20 protein-coding genes and 1 tRNA gene are annotated in these 15,246 nt (G+C 65.9%); 16 read left to right on the top strand and 5 right to left on the bottom strand.

Going from position 1 to position 15,246, the window contains the following annotated elements; genetic code table 11:
• Window positions 1-15 precede the first annotated feature (15 nt).
• Genes paaA through paaE form a run of 5 tightly spaced genes read left to right on the top strand, consistent with a single transcriptional unit; the run spans window position 16 to window position 2,698 of the window.
• Window positions 16-960 (top strand): 1,2-phenylacetyl-CoA epoxidase subunit PaaA, encoded by a 945-nt coding sequence (gene paaA / locus BLR57_RS13205; RefSeq protein WP_089698250.1) that lies wholly within the window; start codon window positions 16-18, stop codon window positions 958-960.
• Window positions 961-964: 4 nt separating this feature from the next.
• On the top strand, window positions 965-1,303 hold the full coding sequence (gene paaB / locus BLR57_RS13200; RefSeq protein ID WP_089698247.1) for a 1,2-phenylacetyl-CoA epoxidase subunit PaaB: 339 nt from the start codon (window positions 965-967) through the stop codon (window positions 1,301-1,303).
• Window positions 1,300-2,112, top strand: coding sequence for a 1,2-phenylacetyl-CoA epoxidase subunit PaaC (gene paaC / locus BLR57_RS13195; protein ID WP_089698246.1), 813 nt, complete (start codon window positions 1,300-1,302; stop codon window positions 2,110-2,112). Before paaB ends, paaC begins: the two co-directional genes overlap by 4 nt.
• Window positions 2,109-2,525, top strand: a complete 417-nt coding sequence (paaD, locus tag BLR57_RS13190) for a 1,2-phenylacetyl-CoA epoxidase subunit PaaD (RefSeq protein WP_089698243.1) — start codon at window positions 2,109-2,111, stop codon at window positions 2,523-2,525. Before paaC ends, paaD begins: the two co-directional genes overlap by 4 nt.
• A 2-nt stretch (window positions 2,526-2,527) precedes the next feature.
• Complete coding sequence (paaE, locus tag BLR57_RS19455; protein ID WP_170830638.1) at window positions 2,528-2,698, top strand: 1,2-phenylacetyl-CoA epoxidase subunit PaaE; 171 nt, start codon at window positions 2,528-2,530, stop codon at window positions 2,696-2,698.
• Between the two features lie 97 nt (window positions 2,699-2,795).
• Here paaE and BLR57_RS13185 read toward each other — a convergent pair whose 3' ends face one another.
• A complete protein-coding gene (locus BLR57_RS13185) occupies window positions 2,796-3,134 on the bottom strand; it encodes a DUF8106 domain-containing protein (protein ID WP_089698241.1) in 339 nt (112 codons plus the stop codon).
• Window positions 3,135-3,288: 154 nt separating this feature from the next.
• Between BLR57_RS13185 and BLR57_RS13180 the strand changes: the two genes are divergently transcribed.
• Genes BLR57_RS13180 through BLR57_RS13165 form a run of 4 tightly spaced genes read left to right on the top strand, consistent with a single transcriptional unit; the run spans window position 3,289 to window position 6,241 of the window.
• Complete coding sequence (locus tag BLR57_RS13180; protein WP_089698238.1) at window positions 3,289-4,134, top strand: NOP5/NOP56 family protein; 846 nt, start codon at window positions 3,289-3,291, stop codon at window positions 4,132-4,134.
• The gene (locus BLR57_RS13175; protein ID WP_244510017.1) at window positions 4,131-4,829 is read left to right on the top strand and encodes a fibrillarin-like rRNA/tRNA 2'-O-methyltransferase; all 699 of its coding nucleotides are present in this window, start codon (window positions 4,131-4,133) and stop codon (window positions 4,827-4,829) included. Before BLR57_RS13180 ends, BLR57_RS13175 begins: the two co-directional genes overlap by 4 nt.
• Before the next feature lie 60 nt (window positions 4,830-4,889).
• Entirely contained in the window at window positions 4,890-5,555 is a 666-nt protein-coding gene (tenA, locus tag BLR57_RS13170; RefSeq protein ID WP_089698236.1) for a thiaminase II, read from the top strand.
• Window positions 5,552-6,241, top strand: coding sequence for a TenA family protein (locus BLR57_RS13165; RefSeq protein ID WP_089698412.1), 690 nt, complete (start codon window positions 5,552-5,554; stop codon window positions 6,239-6,241). Before tenA ends, BLR57_RS13165 begins: the two co-directional genes overlap by 4 nt.
• A 29-nt stretch (window positions 6,242-6,270) precedes the next feature.
• Here BLR57_RS13165 and BLR57_RS13160 read toward each other — a convergent pair whose 3' ends face one another.
• A complete protein-coding gene (locus tag BLR57_RS13160) occupies window positions 6,271-7,293 on the bottom strand; it encodes an SDR family oxidoreductase (RefSeq protein WP_170830637.1) in 1,023 nt (340 codons plus the stop codon).
• 141 nt (window positions 7,294-7,434) lie between these two features.
• Here BLR57_RS13160 and BLR57_RS13155 point away from each other — a divergent pair, with 141 nt between their 5' ends.
• The 3 genes from BLR57_RS13155 to BLR57_RS13145 all read left to right on the top strand — a co-directional run bounded on the left by BLR57_RS13155 (window position 7,435) and on the right by BLR57_RS13145 (window position 9,682).
• Window positions 7,435-8,517, top strand: coding sequence for a glutamate--cysteine ligase (locus BLR57_RS13155; protein WP_089698233.1), 1,083 nt, complete (start codon window positions 7,435-7,437; stop codon window positions 8,515-8,517).
• A gap of 77 nt (window positions 8,518-8,594) precedes the next feature.
• A complete protein-coding gene (locus tag BLR57_RS13150; RefSeq protein ID WP_089698231.1) occupies window positions 8,595-9,134 on the top strand; it encodes a helix-turn-helix domain-containing protein in 540 nt (179 codons plus the stop codon).
• Between the two features lie 47 nt (window positions 9,135-9,181).
• On the top strand, window positions 9,182-9,682 hold the full coding sequence (locus BLR57_RS13145) for a phosphopantetheine adenylyltransferase (RefSeq protein ID WP_089698228.1): 501 nt from the start codon (window positions 9,182-9,184) through the stop codon (window positions 9,680-9,682).
• Between the two features lie 27 nt (window positions 9,683-9,709).
• Here BLR57_RS13145 and BLR57_RS13140 read toward each other — a convergent pair whose 3' ends face one another.
• A complete protein-coding gene (locus BLR57_RS13140) occupies window positions 9,710-10,018 on the bottom strand; it encodes a cyclin family protein (protein ID WP_089698226.1) in 309 nt (102 codons plus the stop codon).
• A gap of 89 nt (window positions 10,019-10,107) precedes the next feature.
• Here BLR57_RS13140 and BLR57_RS13135 point away from each other — a divergent pair.
• A tRNA-Leu gene (locus BLR57_RS13135) sits at window positions 10,108-10,191 on the top strand.
• A gap of 271 nt (window positions 10,192-10,462) precedes the next feature.
• Here BLR57_RS13135 and BLR57_RS13125 read toward each other — a convergent pair.
• Window positions 10,463-11,461 (bottom strand): hypothetical protein, encoded by a 999-nt coding sequence (locus tag BLR57_RS13125; protein ID WP_089698221.1) that lies wholly within the window; start codon window positions 11,459-11,461, stop codon window positions 10,463-10,465.
• 129 nt (window positions 11,462-11,590) lie between these two features.
• Here BLR57_RS13125 and BLR57_RS13120 point away from each other — a divergent pair, with 129 nt between their 5' ends.
• Window positions 11,591-12,628 carry a PAS domain-containing sensor histidine kinase gene (locus BLR57_RS13120; RefSeq protein WP_089698219.1) on the top strand — a complete coding sequence of 346 codons (1,038 nt, stop codon included), beginning with the start codon at window positions 11,591-11,593 and terminating at the stop codon, window positions 12,626-12,628.
• On the opposite strand, the gene BLR57_RS13115 is transcribed toward BLR57_RS13120, so the two are convergent.
• Window positions 12,604-13,380: a hypothetical protein gene (locus BLR57_RS13115; RefSeq protein WP_089698216.1), complete on the bottom strand. Its 777-nt coding sequence runs from the start codon at window positions 13,378-13,380 to the stop codon at window positions 12,604-12,606. The two genes, BLR57_RS13120 and BLR57_RS13115, sit on opposite strands and share 25 nt — an antisense overlap.
• A 267-nt stretch (window positions 13,381-13,647) precedes the next feature.
• Here BLR57_RS13115 and dacZ point away from each other — a divergent pair, with 267 nt between their 5' ends.
• The gene (gene dacZ / locus BLR57_RS13110) at window positions 13,648-14,457 is read left to right on the top strand and encodes a diadenylate cyclase (RefSeq protein WP_089698214.1); all 810 of its coding nucleotides are present in this window, start codon (window positions 13,648-13,650) and stop codon (window positions 14,455-14,457) included.
• A 1-nt stretch (window position 14,458) separates the two neighbouring features.
• Window positions 14,459-15,229 carry a mechanosensitive ion channel family protein gene (locus BLR57_RS13105; RefSeq protein WP_089698211.1) on the top strand — a complete coding sequence of 257 codons (771 nt, stop codon included), beginning with the start codon at window positions 14,459-14,461 and terminating at the stop codon, window positions 15,227-15,229.
• Window positions 15,230-15,246 lie beyond the last annotated feature (17 nt).

Here is a 15,246-nt window from a genome sequence, read left to right as displayed (position 1 = left end):
CTATAATTATCGTCCATGGACCTCGACACCGTCAAGGAACGCGCTGGCCCGCGCCAGTTCAGTCCCAAAGACGATATGCCCAAGGAGTATCGCGAGGCCGCGACGCGGATGATCCAGTTCCACGCCAACTCGGAGGTGATGGGTGGCTACCTCGAGAAGCCGTTCATCCGCCAAGCGCCGAGTTTGGACCGAAAGCTCGCCTTCTCCGCGAAGGTGCAGGACGAGATCGGCCACGCGCAACTCCTCTATCGAGCGGCCGAGTCGCTGGGTGTGAAGACCCGCGACGAGATGCTCGACGAGCTGGCCGAGGGCAAGGGGAAGTTCCTCAACTGCTTCCACTATCCGATGGACTCGTGGTACGAGGTGCCGATGATCGGCTTTTTCGTCGACGGCGCGGCCATGCGGCGGCAGGCGACGCTGAAGAGCACGTCGTGGGAACCCTACGCGCACGCGATGGACAAGGTGTGCTTCGAGGAGGGCTTCCACGTCAAACACGGCGAGGATATGCTGCGTGAGTTGATGACCTCCTCGAAGGCCAACCAGGAGCGCACCCAAGAGGCGTTCGAGATGTGGTGGCCCCGCATCATCCAGTTCTTCGGCCCGGTCAACGACCAGAGCACCCACCACGGCTTCGCGGCGGAGGTCGGCCTGAAGACCAAGAGTAACGACGAACTCCGGCAGGCCTTCCTCAACACCTACGTCCCGAAGGCCGAGCGGTACGGGCTGGAGATTCCGGACACGCCGGAGATTATCTACCACGAGGACGAGGGCCGCTACGAGGTCGTCGAGGAGGACCTCGACTGGGACCAGTTCTGGACCATCGCGAAGAACGACTACGACGGCAGCTACGAGCAGATCGGTTCCCGCCGCGACCGCCAGGAGGCAGTCGCGTGGGTCCGCGAACAGATGGACAGCTACGAGACCGCACACACCGGCACCGCCCCGCAGGCGGCCGACTAAGACAATGATTTGGGAAGTATTCCGACAGGACAAGGCGGGCGACTACCACCGACACGTGGGTAACGTCCACGCACCGGACCGCGAGATGGCGAAGCTGTTCGCACAGATTCAGCACGGCCGCCGGATGCAGACCCACAGCATCTGGGTGGCTCCGCAGGACGAGATCTCCGAAGTCGACGACGAGGAGACCTCCTTCGGCGGCACGACCGACAAGGCCTACCGCTGGGCGATGACGTACAACCGCGTCGACGCCAGCGGCATCAAAGAGGTCGTCGAGTCCGAGAAGGAGCAGGCGGCCGCCGCGAAGAAACGCGAAGCCGCCTCCGAGGAGGCCGACTCGTGAGCCTCGACGGTCCCGACAGTCTGACCGACCGCGAGCAGGCGGCGGTCGAAGAACTGCTGTTCCGCATGGCCGACGACGAGTACGTCGTCGCCGAGCGCTACATCGAGTGGCAAATCTACGCGCCGACGCTCGAATCCGATCTCGCCATCTCCAACATCGCCCAGGACGAGTTCGGCCACGCGCGGCTCTGGTACGACCTCCTGCAGGACATGGGCTACACCGAACAGGAGTGTCTCTGGGAGCGCGACCCCAAGGCCTGGACCCACTCCACGCTCGTCGAACAGCCCTTCGACGAGGGCGACTGGGCGGACGTCATCGTCCGCAGCTACCTCTACGACGTCGCCGAGAACCTCCGGATGGAGGTGCTCGTCGACTCGTCGTATCCGCCCATCGCCGACCGCGTCGCGAAGGTACTCGCCGAAGAGCGCTACCACCGCGAACACGCCCAGAGCTGGCTCGAACGGCTCTCCGGCGGCGAACACCACGAGAAGCTCCAGGCCGCCGTCGACCGGCTGTTCCCCTACGCGCTGACGCTCTTCGCGGCTGGCCCGCACGAGGAGGACATCGTCTCGCTCGAATTACGGACGGAGAGATTGGCAGACCTCCGCGAGGAGTGGCTCGACATCGTCGTGCCGTTCCTCGAATCGCTCGACGTCGTCGTTCCGGAACCGGACGAGGTCGACCTGCCCGAGGCGACGGGCCGCGACGGCAGCCACACCGACGCGTGGTTCGACCTCCAGTCGGAGTTCACCCACACCTACCACGAACTCGAGTTGGAAGAGCCGATCCGGCTCCGGGGTGAAGGATGAGCATGGACTCGGGCGCGCCGCTCGGCTCGGACGCCTGCGCCTACACCGACTACGCCGCGGGCGAGAAACCCGAGGACTTCCCGAAGACCGGCGAGGGCGCGACGGGCGTCGAGGCCGACATCTGGAAGGCGCTCTACGAGGTGGAAGACCCCGAGATGCCCGTCAGCGTCGTCGACCTCGGCCTCATCTACAACGTCGAAGTAGAGGGGTCGACGGCCCGCGTCGAGATGACGCTGACCTACACCGGCTGTCCCGCGCGGGACATGATCCTCAACGACGTCCGGTGTGCGGCGATGACCGCGCCCGGCATCGACGACGCCGATGTCGAGCTTCGGTACAACCCGCCGTGGAACGTCAACATGGTCACCGAACAGGGCCGCGAACAGCTGCGAGAGTTCGGGCTGAGTGTCTGATCATGAAACGAGGATTCGACCCGTCGATCTCGACCAGCGGGGACACGGAAGGAGCCGAATGTCCCTACTGCGGCTCGACGGAGACGGTTCGGGAACATCCGAAGGGACCGGGACTCTGCCGGTCGATGCACTTCTGTAACGGCTGTGAGCAGCCGTTCGAGAAGTTCGGATAGCCACACAACCGAGGTCCACTTTTCTGCGTTATCGGCCGCCGAGAGCCAGCAGACCGTTGTCGAGGACGACGACTGGGCAGCTACTGGGCCGCATTCGTCACCGACTCCGTGCACCCTCGACGAACCGCGCCCACGCCGTCGTCCACGAGGCCCACGCCCGTCGCCAGCGTTCGACCGCCGTCGGCGACAGGCCGAACCGCGGGGCGGGTGTCACCGTCGCGTTGGGCCGTGGCACTGTCGTCTCCGGGTCGAACACGGGCCGCTCTTGGATGCACGTCCCGCACTCGGGACAGTTGTAGGTGACGAACTCGCTCGTCTCGGCGACGTCCCAGTCGCCGTCGAACGAACTGGCGTGCGCACAGTCCGGGCAGAACAGCGTCCCCTTTCGGGGGGCTGCTCCGGGGGGTCGTGGGGACCGTGACTCGGATGGAGTCATCGCCTCCACTCGCCTCTCCGGACGGATAAGCCTCGCCCTAAGTGGCCCCTTCGGAGTTAATATCTCTCCAAGGACCTCCGTCGTCTCCGGGGGACTGCACGTGCCTCGGAGAGCGAACGCCACACGTTTAATCGGGGCGGCGAGATGGCTACGTATGACAACCGACGCCTGGTTCGCCGACCTCGCTTCCGGCGACACCGACGAGGCAGTCGCGCGCATCCGCGAGGGCCGCGCCGACGCGCCCGCCGATTGGCCCGCCGCGGCCGTCGAGTCGGGCTTCGCCGCCGACGAGGAGGCGTATTACGTCGCACTCCGCGAGGCGACTATCACCGCCGCTCGGACTGCGGTCGCCGAACGCGAACGCGCCGACGACAAACAGCTGCTCCACGCCGTCCGCGCGATGGACGACGCCGAGCGCACGGCCAACGAACTGGCCGAACGGCTCTCGGAGTGGGCCGGGACGCTCTTCGACGACGCCGGCTCCGGCGTCGGCTACGCCCGCCAGTTGGCCGAACGCGACCCGGAGACGCCCGCCGAACAGCCCGTCATCTCCTTCGCCGGTCGCGTCGCCGACCTCGCCGACGAGGCCGACGAGCTGCGAGAGTTCATCGAACGCCGCGCGCCCGACGTCGCGCCCAACCTCGCCGAGATGGCCGGACCGGTCCTCGCCACGCGGCTCATCTCGCTCGCGGGCGGTCTCGACGCGCTGGCGAAGAAACCCAGCGGCACGGTCCAGGTGCTCGGAGCGGAGGACGCCCTGTTCGCCCATCTCGCCGGTCGCGGCACCTCGCCGAAACACGGCGTCATCTTCACCCACGAGTACGTCCGCGGCACCCGCCCCGAGGACCGCGGCTCCGCCGCCCGCGCCTTCGCCGGGAAACTGACGCTCGCCGCCCGCGTCGACCACTACGGCGGCGAGTTCAAACAGGAACTCCACGACGACCTCGACGAGCGAATCGAGACGATTCAGGCGCGAGCCGAAGGGGGTGACGACGAATGAGCGACGAGACGAGCGACGAGACGAGCGACGAGACGAGCGACGAAACGAGCGACGAGCCGAGCGGCGAGTCGCTGCCAACGGGCGTCGAACGCCACACCTTCGACGACCGAGAACGCCTCGCCACGCAGGGACCGCCGGTCTACGGCGAGCCGACAGACGGCGACTGGCGCGTCTGGGACGCCGGCCGCTCGAAGCTCGGCGCGATGCTGGAGCTGGGAATGGATACGGGACTCGTCGGCGACGAGACCGTGCTCTACCTCGGCGCGGCCAGCGGGACGACCGTCTCGCACGTTGCCGACTTCGCCGGGCCGACCTACGCCGTCGAGTTCGCGCCGCGGCCCGTCCGTGACCTCGTCGGCGTCGCCGAGGACCGCGAGAACCTGTTTCCGCTGCTGAAGGACGCCCGGAAGCCCGAGACCTACGCCCACGTCGTCGAGGCCGACGTCGACGTCCTCGTGCAGGACGTCGCCACGCGCGGACAGGCCAAAGTCGCCGCCGACAACGCGGCGTTCCTCCGCGAGGACGGCCGCCTGCTCGCGGCGATCAAGGCCCGCAGCGAGGACGTGACCGCCGACCCGGCGGACGTGTTCGACGAGGTCGTCGCGGAGTTGGAAGCGACGTACGAAATCCTGGAGACCCAGCGACTCGACCGGTTCCACGACGACCATCTCGGTGTCGTCGCCCGCCCGAAGTAATCTGATTCTCTGGTTGTATCATCTAGTGGTATTTTGGTGGTCGGCATCGGAGAGCCAGCTATGTCGTTCACCGACAGCCTCCGAGACGACGCCGACACCGTCTGGACGGCCATCTACGAGCATCCGATGGTCGCAGGCATCGGCGACGGGACACTGGACGAGGACCGCTTCCGCTACTGGCTCCGGCAGGACTACGTCTATCTCGTCGACTACTGTCGCCTGTTCGCGCTCGGGGCGGCACAGGCTCCGACGCTGGAGCGGATGGGCACCTTCGCGAACCTCCTCTCCGAGACGCTCCACACCGAGATGGACCTCCACCGCGAATACGCCGCCGATTTCGGTATCACCGAGGCCGAGTTGGAGGCGACGGAGCCGTCGCCGACGACGCGAGCCTACACGGACTTTCTCGTCCGGGTCGCGTCGACGGGTTCCTTCGGCGACATCGTCGCCGCGCTCTTGCCCTGTATGTGGGGCTTCAACGACACTGGCCTGCGACTGCTCGACGACGGGCTGCCCGACGAGGAGCGCTACGCCGAGTGGATACGCACCTACAGCAGCGACGAGTTCACCGAACTCACCGACTGGTGCAAGGACCTGATGGACGATATCGCCGCGTCGTCGATGGCGGCCGACCGGGAACGCTACCGCGACCTGTTTCTCACCTCGGCGCGCTACGAGTACGAGTTCTGGGACGCCGCCTGGCGACAGGAGGAGTGGTCCGTATGACCGAACCCTTCGCCGAGAGCGACCACGACCGCTTCACCGACTGGCTGCGTGAGCGGTCGGAACCGGTCTGGTCGGCGGCGACGACCCACCGGTTCACCCGCGAGTTGGGTGACGCCACGCTCGACGAGGCGGCCTTCGTCGACTATCTCGTCCAGGATTACGCCTTCGTCGGCTCGCTCGTGAGCCTCGTCGGCTACGGCGTCGGGCAGGCACCGACGATGGGCCAGAAGCGTCGGCTCGTCGAATTCCTCGACACCGTCACCGACGACGAGGACGACTACTTCCTCCGGTCGTTCGAGGCGCTCGACGTCCCGCCCGCGGTGTACGAGAACCCCGACGCCGTCGCGCTCGCCGAGCCGACCGCGGCCATGCGGGACCTGCTCGGCCGTGCAGCGACGACGGGCGGCTACGCAGAGACGCTCGCCGTTCTCCTGCCTGTGGAGTGGGTCTATCTGACGTGGGCCGAGTCGGTCGGGACTCCGGAGGAACCGTTCTACTACCGCGAGTGGGTCGAACTCCACGACAACCCCGAATTCGCCGCGTTCGTCGGCTGGCTCCGCGAGGAACTGGACGAGGTCGGGCCGACGCTGTCGCCGCGTCGCCAGCAGGAGGTCGCGGCGTTGTTCGACCGGGCCGTCTCGCTGGAGGTGGCGTTCTTCGACGCCGCGTACGGCGGAGAAGAGTGACGAGAGGTGAACCAGTGAGTCGTTTCCGTTCAGGCCGCGCCCGTCCCGACCGCGGGGTCACGCTTGATGTGCATCTCGTCGTAGTCCGGTAGCTCCGCCCGCTCGCGGAGGAACTGTTCGACGCTCGTCCGCGGGACCGACACGATTGCGTCGGTCGTCTCGGGGTCGGCGTCGGTGTCGCTCGCGGCGACGAACCGCGCCATCCCGAGGAGGTTGCCCGCCGTAGGCAGGACGAGACCGACCGTCCGCTGGAGGGCGGCGAGGACGACGGTCGGAACGTAGACCGCCCGCACATCGCGTCCCAGTACCTCCTCGTATGTCTCGACGACCTCGCGCCAGGAGACGGCTTCCGGCCCACCGAAGTCGAGGACGGCGTTCTCGGCGTCGGCGTGGCCGATGCACGCCACGAGAAACGCGGCGACGTCGTCGACGCTGACGAAGGCGTGCCGTCGGTCGGCGGCTCCCGGCACCAGCGCGAGACCGCGGTTCTCGACGAGGGTTCCCGTGAGCCGTCGTGTGAGGCGAGTCCCCCAGAACGGGCGGTCGAGCGTGGCGTGTTCAGCCCCGCGGAGGGGGATCGAACTGCCGATGGCGGCGAACCAGGTGTCCATGAACGGGGCCGCGCGGACGACGGTGTAGGTGAGGCCGCTGTCGAGCAGGCGCACCTCGTTGCGCCGCTTGTACCGCGTCGTCGCCGCCCGCCCCTCGACCGGCGATTCGGGGACCGACAGGTAGACCACCTGTTCGACACCCGCGGCCTCGCAGGCGTCGAACAGGTTTCGGTAGCCCGCGTCCTCGACCGCGGCCAGGTCGTCGCCGCGGCGGGGGACGGCGGCACTGGCGGTGGCGACGACGACGTCGACGCCCTCGCAGGCCGCGCGGACGCTCGCCTCGTCGCGGAGGTCGCCGAAGGCGAGGTCGACGCCGAGTCGCGTCAACGTCTCGTGGTCCGCGGTCGGCCGGACGAGTGCCCGGACCGTCTCGTCGCGTGCGACGAGTCTGCGTACGACTGCCGTTCCGACCTGCCCCGTTGCCCCGACGACGAGAATCATTGCCTCCAGTTGGCCGCAATCGGCCATAGCCGTATCGTTACGCGAGACAGTGGTTCGCGGCGTCTACGGCTGTGCTGTCTCCGTATGCACAGCCTTCGCCATGCAAGACCTATTTAAAGAGGCGTCTCGAAGGAGCGGGCAATGGAGTTAGGGTCGCCGGAGTCGTTCACGCGACTCGGAACACTCGGAGTCGAAGAGGAGTTCTACATCGTCGACGACGCGGGACGGCCGACCTCGGGCATCGACGACCTCGTCTACGGGGACGACGACCCGCCGGAACCGCTCGCAGGCCGCCTCGACCACGAACTGTTCCAGTTCACCATCGAGACGCAGACGCCGCTCATCGAACGCCCCGAGGACGCAGCCGAGCACGTTCGCGCCGTCCGCGACGCGCTCGTCGAACACGCCGCGAACCACGGCTATCAGATCGCCGGTGCGGGGCTGCATCCGACGGCGAAGTGGCGCGAACTCGAACACGCCGAAAAGCCCCGCTACCGGGCACAGCTCGACCGGATACGGTATCCCCAGCACCGCAACACGACTGCGGGTCTCCACGTCCACGTCGGCGTCGACGACGCGGACAAGGCGACGTGGATCGCCAACGAACTACGGTGGTATCTCCCGCCCATGCTCGCCCTGTCGGCGAACTCGCCGTACTGGAACGGTTTCGACACCGGGCTGGAGTCCGCACGCGCGAAGATATTCGAAGCCCTCCCGAACACCGGGATGCCGACGGCGTTCGAGGATTTCGAGGCGTTCCAACGGTTCGAGCGGCGGATGGTCGAACTCGGCTCGATCAACGACCGCGGCGAACTCTGGTACGACGTCCGGCCGCACACCGGCCACGGGACGGTCGAAGTGCGGACGCCGGACGGTCAGTCGGATTCCGCGGTCGTGCTGGCGTTCGTCGAGTACGTCCACGCGCTCGTGCTCGACCTCGCCGAGCGGTACGAGGACGGCGAGTCCGGCACAGACCTCCGCCGGGAGCTGCTCGACGAGAACAAGTGGCGGGCGATGCGGTACGGTCACGACGCGAGCTTCATCGACCGCTCGGCGGAGGAGACGGTCGACCTCGCGACGTTCGTCGACGACGAGTGCGACCGCCTCGGCGTCTCGGGACTCCGCGACGTCTTCGACCGCGAGAGCGGGGCGGACCGTCAGCGTCGGGTCCGCGACGAGGACGGACTCGACGCGCTCTGCGAATCGGTGTTGCTGTCGTCTTAAGCACCCTCGAAGGCCGATTCGTTCTCTGCCAAGCAAACGTTTTTCCGCGTTAAGTTCTGACCTGCCAGACAGAACACATGGCAGCAGATGACACCCAAGAGTCCCCCACCGAGGACACGGATTCTGGCGAGGGGACACGGGGCGACGACGGGCGCACGGCGCGCGAACGGCTCGAAGAAACCGCCGACCACGCGGTCGAGGAGTTCGACCAGAGCGTCGTCGACCTGCTCGCGTGGCTCCTCGACACGGAGACGCGTGCACGCATCTACATCTACCTCCGTGCGAACCCCCAGAGCACGAGCGAGGAGGTCGCCGACGGGACGGGGTTGTATCCCTCGACCGTCCGTGAGGCACTCGCGGAACTCCACGACGAAGAGGTCGTCTCCCGGCAGAAACGCGAGAGTGCCGGTGCGGGCAACAACCCCTACGAGTACGAGGCGATCGCGCCGAGCGACCTCGTCCGTGGCGCGGCCGAACAGGTCCAACAGCAGCTCAACACGGTGTTCAACCTCGACCAGCAGCTCGCCGACGAGGCCGACGACGAGCGCGCCGAGCCGGTGACGATTACGGTCCACGGCGACGAGCCGCCCGTCTCGGTCAGCGAGAGCGACGACTGAGCACCGTCACCCGACCGGTTTAAGTCCCGTCGCGGCGACGCCGAGATATGAACGTCGCGCTCGGCGGGACCTTCGACCCCATTCACGACGGTCACCGCGCGCTGTTCGCCCGAGCGTTCGAACTCGGTGACGTGACGGTCGGTCTCACCTCCGACGAGTTGGCTCCGAAGACGAGACACGTCGACCGCTACGTCCGGCCGTTCGCCGAGCGAAAGCGGGACCTCGAAGCCGAACTCTCGGCCGTCGCCGCCGACACCGACCGCGACCGCGATTTCTCAGTCCGCGAACTCACCGAACCGACCGGCATCGCCACCGAGGCGGGGTTCGACGCGCTCATCGTCTCCCCCGAGACGCAGGACGGCGGCGAGCGTATCAACGAGATTCGCGCGGAGAAAGGACTGCCGTCGCTCCGACTCGAAGTCGTCGACCACGTCCCCGCGGCGGACGGCGAACGCATCTCCTCGACGCGCATCGTCATGGGCGAGATCGACGAACACGGCAATCTCACGCCCGAACGCGACGGCCGTGAGAGGACCCGCGTCGACTGAATCTCTCACTCTCTCGCTCTCTCGCTCTTACCAACTCGGCGGCCGGAACCCGGCGTCTTCGAGGATATCCTTCCACCGTTTCTGGACGCTGAGTCGCGTCACGCCCATCGCGTCGGCGACGGCGGTCTGTGAGCGTTCCTCGCCAGCGATGAGTGCGGCCGCGTAGAGGCTCGCGGCGGCGGTGGCGGGCTTCGAGCGGTCGGCGTCGGGGACGTGCGTCAAGAAGAGGTCGGTGGCGTTGGTGCGGGCTTCCGAACCCAGTTCGAGGCTGTCGCTCGCGCGGTCGATGGCGGCGAGCCACTCCTCGTTGTCGACCTGGTCGCGGGCGCGGTACATACTCGGTCGTTGGCGTGGGGGAATATAAACCGTCGGCGCCAGAGCGAACGATACCTTCTTACTCGTGTTTCCTGTAGCACGGACTGCGCGCGTGGGTAGCCAAGCCAGGAAAAGGCGCAGCGCTTAGGACGCTGTCCTATAGAGGTCCGCCGGTTCAAATCCGGTCCCACGCATTCTGCTGCGAACGACAGTGAGCAGCGAATGCTCACGAGCGGGTTTGAATCAGGGAGCGAACGGAGTGAGCGACCGTGGTTCAAATCCGGTCCCACGCATTTTCCGACACACGTTCACTGTCGACTGCAACCGCTCTTCGTCGGTGTCGACTGTCTCACCGCCGATACCATCGAGGGTGACCACGGCGTCCTCTTGACGACGGACAGAATGGAGGCCGACGCGTTCGAAGCGGCTGTCACCGCGGTCGGACGTCTCCTCGTGGACGCGTAGTCACTTCTTGCCGCGACTCGCGAGGTGGTAGGCCATCACCCGTCGCATCCCCTCGACGAACGCATCGAGGTCCACCGAGTGAGCGTCGAGTCGTCCGGCCTTTAGCCCGCCGTAGCGCGTCTCCCACTCGGTGAGGAAGTACTCCTCGACACCGTGGTTGCGAATCCTGTCGGCCAGTTCCTCGACCGTCGGCTCGTCGCCGCGGAGTTCGTCGATATCGACGATGCCGTTGCGGAGGGCGTAGACGACGATCCCTGAGGAGTAGTCGCCCTCGCCGAGTTCGCGTTCCCACGTGGTGACCCAGTTGCCGATGCGGGCCATCATCTGGGCGTCCCACACGGCTTCGCGGAGCTCGCCGTTGTCTCGCCGGTCGAAGTCCGGCGAGTGCAGCAGGTCGATATCGACGTAGCTGAAGACGACCATGTTGTGGACGTCGTACTGCTCGCAGCCGCCGAGGGTCGCGACGTCGAGACACTCGTTGACGAGCAGGCTGTAGTCGATGGCGTTGAGCGCTTGCCGGAGGTCGAACCGGAGGACGTGGACGAACTCCTCGTACCGTGGAGCGGCGCGGAGACCCTCCTCGAGGCGGTCCCAGAGCCACTGGGCGAACTCGACGAGCTCGCCGTCGACGTCGTCGCGGTCGGTGTCGACTTGCTCGGCCGGGAAGGGGACCTTCCGCGCCTCTTCGAACGTCGCCCGGTCACCGTCGCGTTCGGCGACGTCGTCGAGGAGTGTGATGAACATCGTGAGCAGCACCTTCTGTTCGAGCACCCGGTCGTGGGACGCTGTCGGGACACACGAGAGCCGGAACAGGGGGAAGATTGCCGACAGCCAGTGCCAGAGGTAGGGGTCCCGTGTCCCGACGACTGCCTCGTACTGTTCGACGGCCGCGACGAGTGGCTCCGAAAGAGCGACGTCGTCACCGTTCAGCCTCGCCTCGACGGTGACCGCGTCCACACCGAGTTCTCTCTCTAAGGCTTCGAGCGATGTTCGCGTCATTATTTACTCTGTCCTATACGTTGTCCGATGTTAACAGTATAGTAATATCAAGCTGAAGATATTGTTATCCTCTTGTCCGATTGTCGAAAATGCTTATACGTGTATCGAGCGAAGCCCTCGGAAAGATGGATGGTTGAGGACATCGATCCGGTCGCGTACAAACGGGCGTTCAGAGAGACGCCGAACCCGTCGATTCTGGCAGGCCCGGACTTCGTCATCCGCGACGTCAACGACGCCTGCCTCCGGTTCACCGGATACGAGCGTGACGAACTCGTCGGCGAGACGCCGGACGTTCTCTTCACCGACCCGGCGGTCTTCTTCGGCGAAGTCGCCCCGGCGCTCGCCGTCGAGAACCCGTGGCTCGGGAGCTTCGAACTGAAGGCCAAAGACGACCGGTTTCGGTACGGCTACGGGGCCGCCACGCCCCTGTTCGACGACGACGGAATCATCGCCTACGCCGGCGTCTTCATCGACATCACCCGCGAGCGACGTGCAGAGCAGACGACCCGCATCCTCAACCGCGTCCTCCGGCACAACCTGCGGAACGACGCGAACGTCATCCTCGGTCATCTGGACTTGCTGCGTGAACAGGCCGAAGACGAGGCGATGGAGGAGAGCGTGGCCATCGTCGAGGCGCGGATCAACCGGCTACTGGACCGCGCGGAGACGGCCCGTGAACTCGAAGACCTCATCTCGGTCGACTCCGATCCACAGGTCGAACCGATTCGCGTCGACGAACTCCTCCGTGACGCGGTCGAGACCGCCCGCGACCAGTACGAATCCGTCGAGTTCGTCGTCGACGAGCTCGTGCCGGCCTCCGTCGCAGCGGGTCCCGCGCTGGCGACGGCGTTCGACGCCGTCTTGGAAAACGCCGTCGAACACAACGATTCGGACGTCCCCCGAGTCGTCGTCGGGATGGAACCCGACGACCGGACCGTCCGTGTCACTATCGCCGACAACGGCCCCGGAATCAAGCAAGAAGATCTGCCGCACGTCTTCAGCCTCGACGAACGCAGTCAGATCTACCACGGTGAGGGCATCGACCTCTTCTTCGTCTACGAGCTACTGGCGGAGTACAGCGGCCGTATCTCCGTCGAAGCGAACGACCCGCGCGGGGCAGTCTTCACCTTCCACCTGCGGCGTCAGTCCGACGACGAAGAGGAGTAGAACTCGAACTCGTCGGCAACGTGAATCGCTTCCCGGTCGGACAACGGTGTCGGTTCGGCTGCCACGCCGGCGGCGACGAGTTCGCGGGCCGCCTCGTCGACGGCGGACGGGATGTCCGCCTGTGGGTTCTGGGGGTCCGCCACGGACGGACCGAACCCCTCGCGCCAGATGAGGTAGAGAAGCGACAGCTGATACGTCTGCGTCTCACCGTCCACGCGGTAGAAGTCGACACGGGTGATGGCCCAGTCGAGTTCACCGCCCTTCCGGTCGAGTTTCACCACGTCACGGCCGACCGCCCGCCACGTTCCGGGCTGCAAGAAGGGGAACAGCTCCGGGACCGTCGACACGTCGAAGGTCGCCTCCTGCTCCCGTGAGGTGTAACGACCGTCCCGCTCGTGGACGAGCACGTAGGGTCGCACCGGGCCGACGATGCTGTTGTCGGGCGTGAAATGGAAGTCGTAGTAGATCGTCTTGCCGTTGGCCGACTTGACCAGTTCGCTCGCGTCGAACAGGGCACCGGCCGGGTCGAACCCGCGGAACTCACCGGGGGAGTCCGGATATCTGAACGTCCCTGGGTCGTCGCCGACGCCCGCGTAGACGGTGAAGTAGACTGGAACCGAGTCCAGTGGGAAGCGTCGGCCCTCGTCCGCACGGACGGGACCTGCGAGTGTCGCCCCCAAGCCCAGGAGGCCGATACTTCGGAGGAGCTGTCGGCGGGCGATACCGGTCGTCGTCGTAGGGTCTCTCGTCATTGGTGGCTCCGGCTCTCCGACACGAGCGGCCGTCTCGACGAGCCGTTCGGTACAAGAGAGAGTCAAGAAAACTTCGGCGTGGACTGAAATAAACGTTTGTCCGAGTAGTGTTATTTCTGTACAGCTGTACTGTTCACACGGCCGACAACGTCTCGAAAACATCCCTGGTCCCGGGATGAAACTGTGACAGTGTGAGACTCGGTTACGACGGGGCCGTGCTTGTCTGCTCACAAACCTTTTTCCCCGTCCCCCGTTTTTTAAATAGCAATGGCGACGCTGAGTGAACTTCTCGACGATCTGGTAGTGGACGTCGACGGCGTGTTTCTCTTCTCTCCGAGTGGCTCGTACTACGAGCAGTTCGCGGACATCGAGGAGGAACTCGTCGTCGTCGCCCCGGAGAACACCGTCGGTGCCGAGACGTTCGTCGAGCTTCCGCTGGAGTTCGAGAACGTCCGAGACCGTGTCAAGTTCGGAATCGAGGGGTCGATGGAGCGCGGCCTGTTCGAGGAGGGTGACACTGTTCTGTGTGCCGCCTCGACGTTCGGCGGCGACACCGACACGGCCGTCCGCGTGCGTGTCGGCGAGTCGATGCGCTCGGGCGTCTACGACCTCTTCGTCAACTCCCGTGCCGACCCCGGCGTCATCCGCGACGTCTTCGAGGTCGCTATCGAACTCGGAAAGAAGGGACAGAAGGGCAAGCCGGTCGGCGCGCTGTTCGTCGTCGGCGACGCGGGCAAGGTGATGAACAAGTCCCGGCCGCTGTCGTACAACCCCTTCGAGAAATCTCACGTCCACGTCGGCGACCCCATCGTCAACGTGATGCTCAAGGAGTTCTCGCGGCTCGACGGCGCGTTCATCGTCAGCGACTCGGGCCGCATCGTCTCGGCCTACCGCTATCTCGAACCCTCCGCGGAGGGCGTCGACATCCCGAAGGGTCTCGGTGCGCGACACATGGCTGGGGGGGCCATCACGCGCGACACCAACGCGACAGCTATCGTCCTCTCGGAATCGGACGGGCTCGTCCGGGCGTTCAAGGGTGGCAAGCTCATCCTCGAAATCGACCCGGAGGATTACTGAGATGCAGATCGAGCGGCTGCTCGCCGGTATCCCGACACGCTGGTGGCTCGCGCTCGGCGTCCTCCTCATCGGTCTCGTGTTGAGCTACGTCGTCGTCGTCGTCAACCGCCGACTCCTCGCGCGAGCGGGTGTCCCGAACCTCATCGAAGGCACCGCCTTCGAGCGGATGGCCCGCGAACTCGGCTCGTCGACGGTCGCCATCGTCGCGAAACTGAGCGGCTATTTCGTCTTCGTCCTGACCGTCTTCGTCGCGCTCACGGTCGCGAACATCCAGTATACCGCCGTCTTCTGGGACGACCTCGTCGGCTTCATCCCCAAACTGTTCGTCGCGGCCATCATCCTCATCGTCGGCATCGTCGTCGGTGACAAGACCCAACTGCTCGTCCAAGAACAACTCAGAGGAATCAAGCTGCCGGAGGTCAACGTCCTGCCGAAACTCGCGAAGTACAGCGTCTTCTACGTCGCCGTCCTCATCGCGCTGAGTCAGATCGGCGTCGCCACGCTCGCGCTCATCGTCCTCCTCGGCGTCTACGCGCTGGCACTCGTCGCCTTCAGCCTCGTCGCCCTCTGGCCGATGCTCCAGTCGGCGGCCGCGGGCACCTATCTGCTTCTCACGCAGGCGTACGGCATCGGCGACGAGGTCCGCATCGGTGACCACCGCGGCATCGTCCAGGAGATCGACGTCTTCGTCACCCACATCGAGAGCGACGAGGAGGAGTATATCGTCCCGAACCGCAAGGTGTTCCAGCAGGGAATCGCCCGGATTCGGTGAGAGCCACTTCGCTGTTC

The organism is Halogranum gelatinilyticum (assembly GCF_900103715.1).
GTDB classification, from domain to species: Archaea; Halobacteriota; Halobacteria; order Halobacteriales; family Haloferacaceae; genus Halogranum; species Halogranum gelatinilyticum.
Note: the sequence above shows the minus strand (reverse complement) of the source record. Positions and strands in the feature narration are given on the sequence as shown.

Excerpts from the sequence above, each read along its gene's own strand:
- BLR57_RS13150 (WP_089698231.1), top strand. The coding sequence starts at position 8,595 with ATGGCAGCAGATGACACCCAAGAGTCCCCCACCGAGGACACGGATTCT.
- BLR57_RS13175 (WP_244510017.1), top strand. The coding sequence starts at position 4,131 with ATGAGCGACGAGACGAGCGACGAGACGAGCGACGAGACGAGCGACGAA.
- BLR57_RS13160 (WP_170830637.1), bottom strand. The coding sequence starts at position 7,293 with ATGATTCTCGTCGTCGGGGCAACGGGGCAGGTCGGAACGGCAGTCGTA.
- BLR57_RS13115 (WP_089698216.1), bottom strand. The coding sequence starts at position 13,380 with ATGACGAGAGACCCTACGACGACGACCGGTATCGCCCGCCGACAGCTC.
- BLR57_RS13105 (WP_089698211.1), top strand. The coding sequence starts at position 14,459 with ATGCAGATCGAGCGGCTGCTCGCCGGTATCCCGACACGCTGGTGGCTC.
- paaE (WP_170830638.1), top strand. The coding sequence starts at position 2,528 with ATGAAACGAGGATTCGACCCGTCGATCTCGACCAGCGGGGACACGGAA.
- BLR57_RS13165 (WP_089698412.1), top strand. The coding sequence starts at position 5,552 with ATGACCGAACCCTTCGCCGAGAGCGACCACGACCGCTTCACCGACTGG.
- BLR57_RS13145 (WP_089698228.1), top strand. The coding sequence starts at position 9,182 with ATGAACGTCGCGCTCGGCGGGACCTTCGACCCCATTCACGACGGTCAC.
- tenA (WP_089698236.1), top strand. The coding sequence starts at position 4,890 with ATGTCGTTCACCGACAGCCTCCGAGACGACGCCGACACCGTCTGGACG.
- BLR57_RS13125 (WP_089698221.1), bottom strand. The coding sequence starts at position 11,461 with ATGACGCGAACATCGCTCGAAGCCTTAGAGAGAGAACTCGGTGTGGAC.
- BLR57_RS13155 (WP_089698233.1), top strand. The coding sequence starts at position 7,435 with ATGGAGTTAGGGTCGCCGGAGTCGTTCACGCGACTCGGAACACTCGGA.
- paaA (WP_089698250.1), top strand. The coding sequence starts at position 16 with ATGGACCTCGACACCGTCAAGGAACGCGCTGGCCCGCGCCAGTTCAGT.
- BLR57_RS13185 (WP_089698241.1), bottom strand. The coding sequence starts at position 3,134 with ATGACTCCATCCGAGTCACGGTCCCCACGACCCCCCGGAGCAGCCCCC.
- BLR57_RS13140 (WP_089698226.1), bottom strand. The coding sequence starts at position 10,018 with ATGTACCGCGCCCGCGACCAGGTCGACAACGAGGAGTGGCTCGCCGCC.
- dacZ (WP_089698214.1), top strand. The coding sequence starts at position 13,648 with ATGGCGACGCTGAGTGAACTTCTCGACGATCTGGTAGTGGACGTCGAC.
- paaD (WP_089698243.1), top strand. The coding sequence starts at position 2,109 with ATGAGCATGGACTCGGGCGCGCCGCTCGGCTCGGACGCCTGCGCCTAC.
- paaB (WP_089698247.1), top strand. The coding sequence starts at position 965 with ATGATTTGGGAAGTATTCCGACAGGACAAGGCGGGCGACTACCACCGA.
- BLR57_RS13120 (WP_089698219.1), top strand. The coding sequence starts at position 11,591 with ATGGTTGAGGACATCGATCCGGTCGCGTACAAACGGGCGTTCAGAGAG.
- BLR57_RS13180 (WP_089698238.1), top strand. The coding sequence starts at position 3,289 with ATGACAACCGACGCCTGGTTCGCCGACCTCGCTTCCGGCGACACCGAC.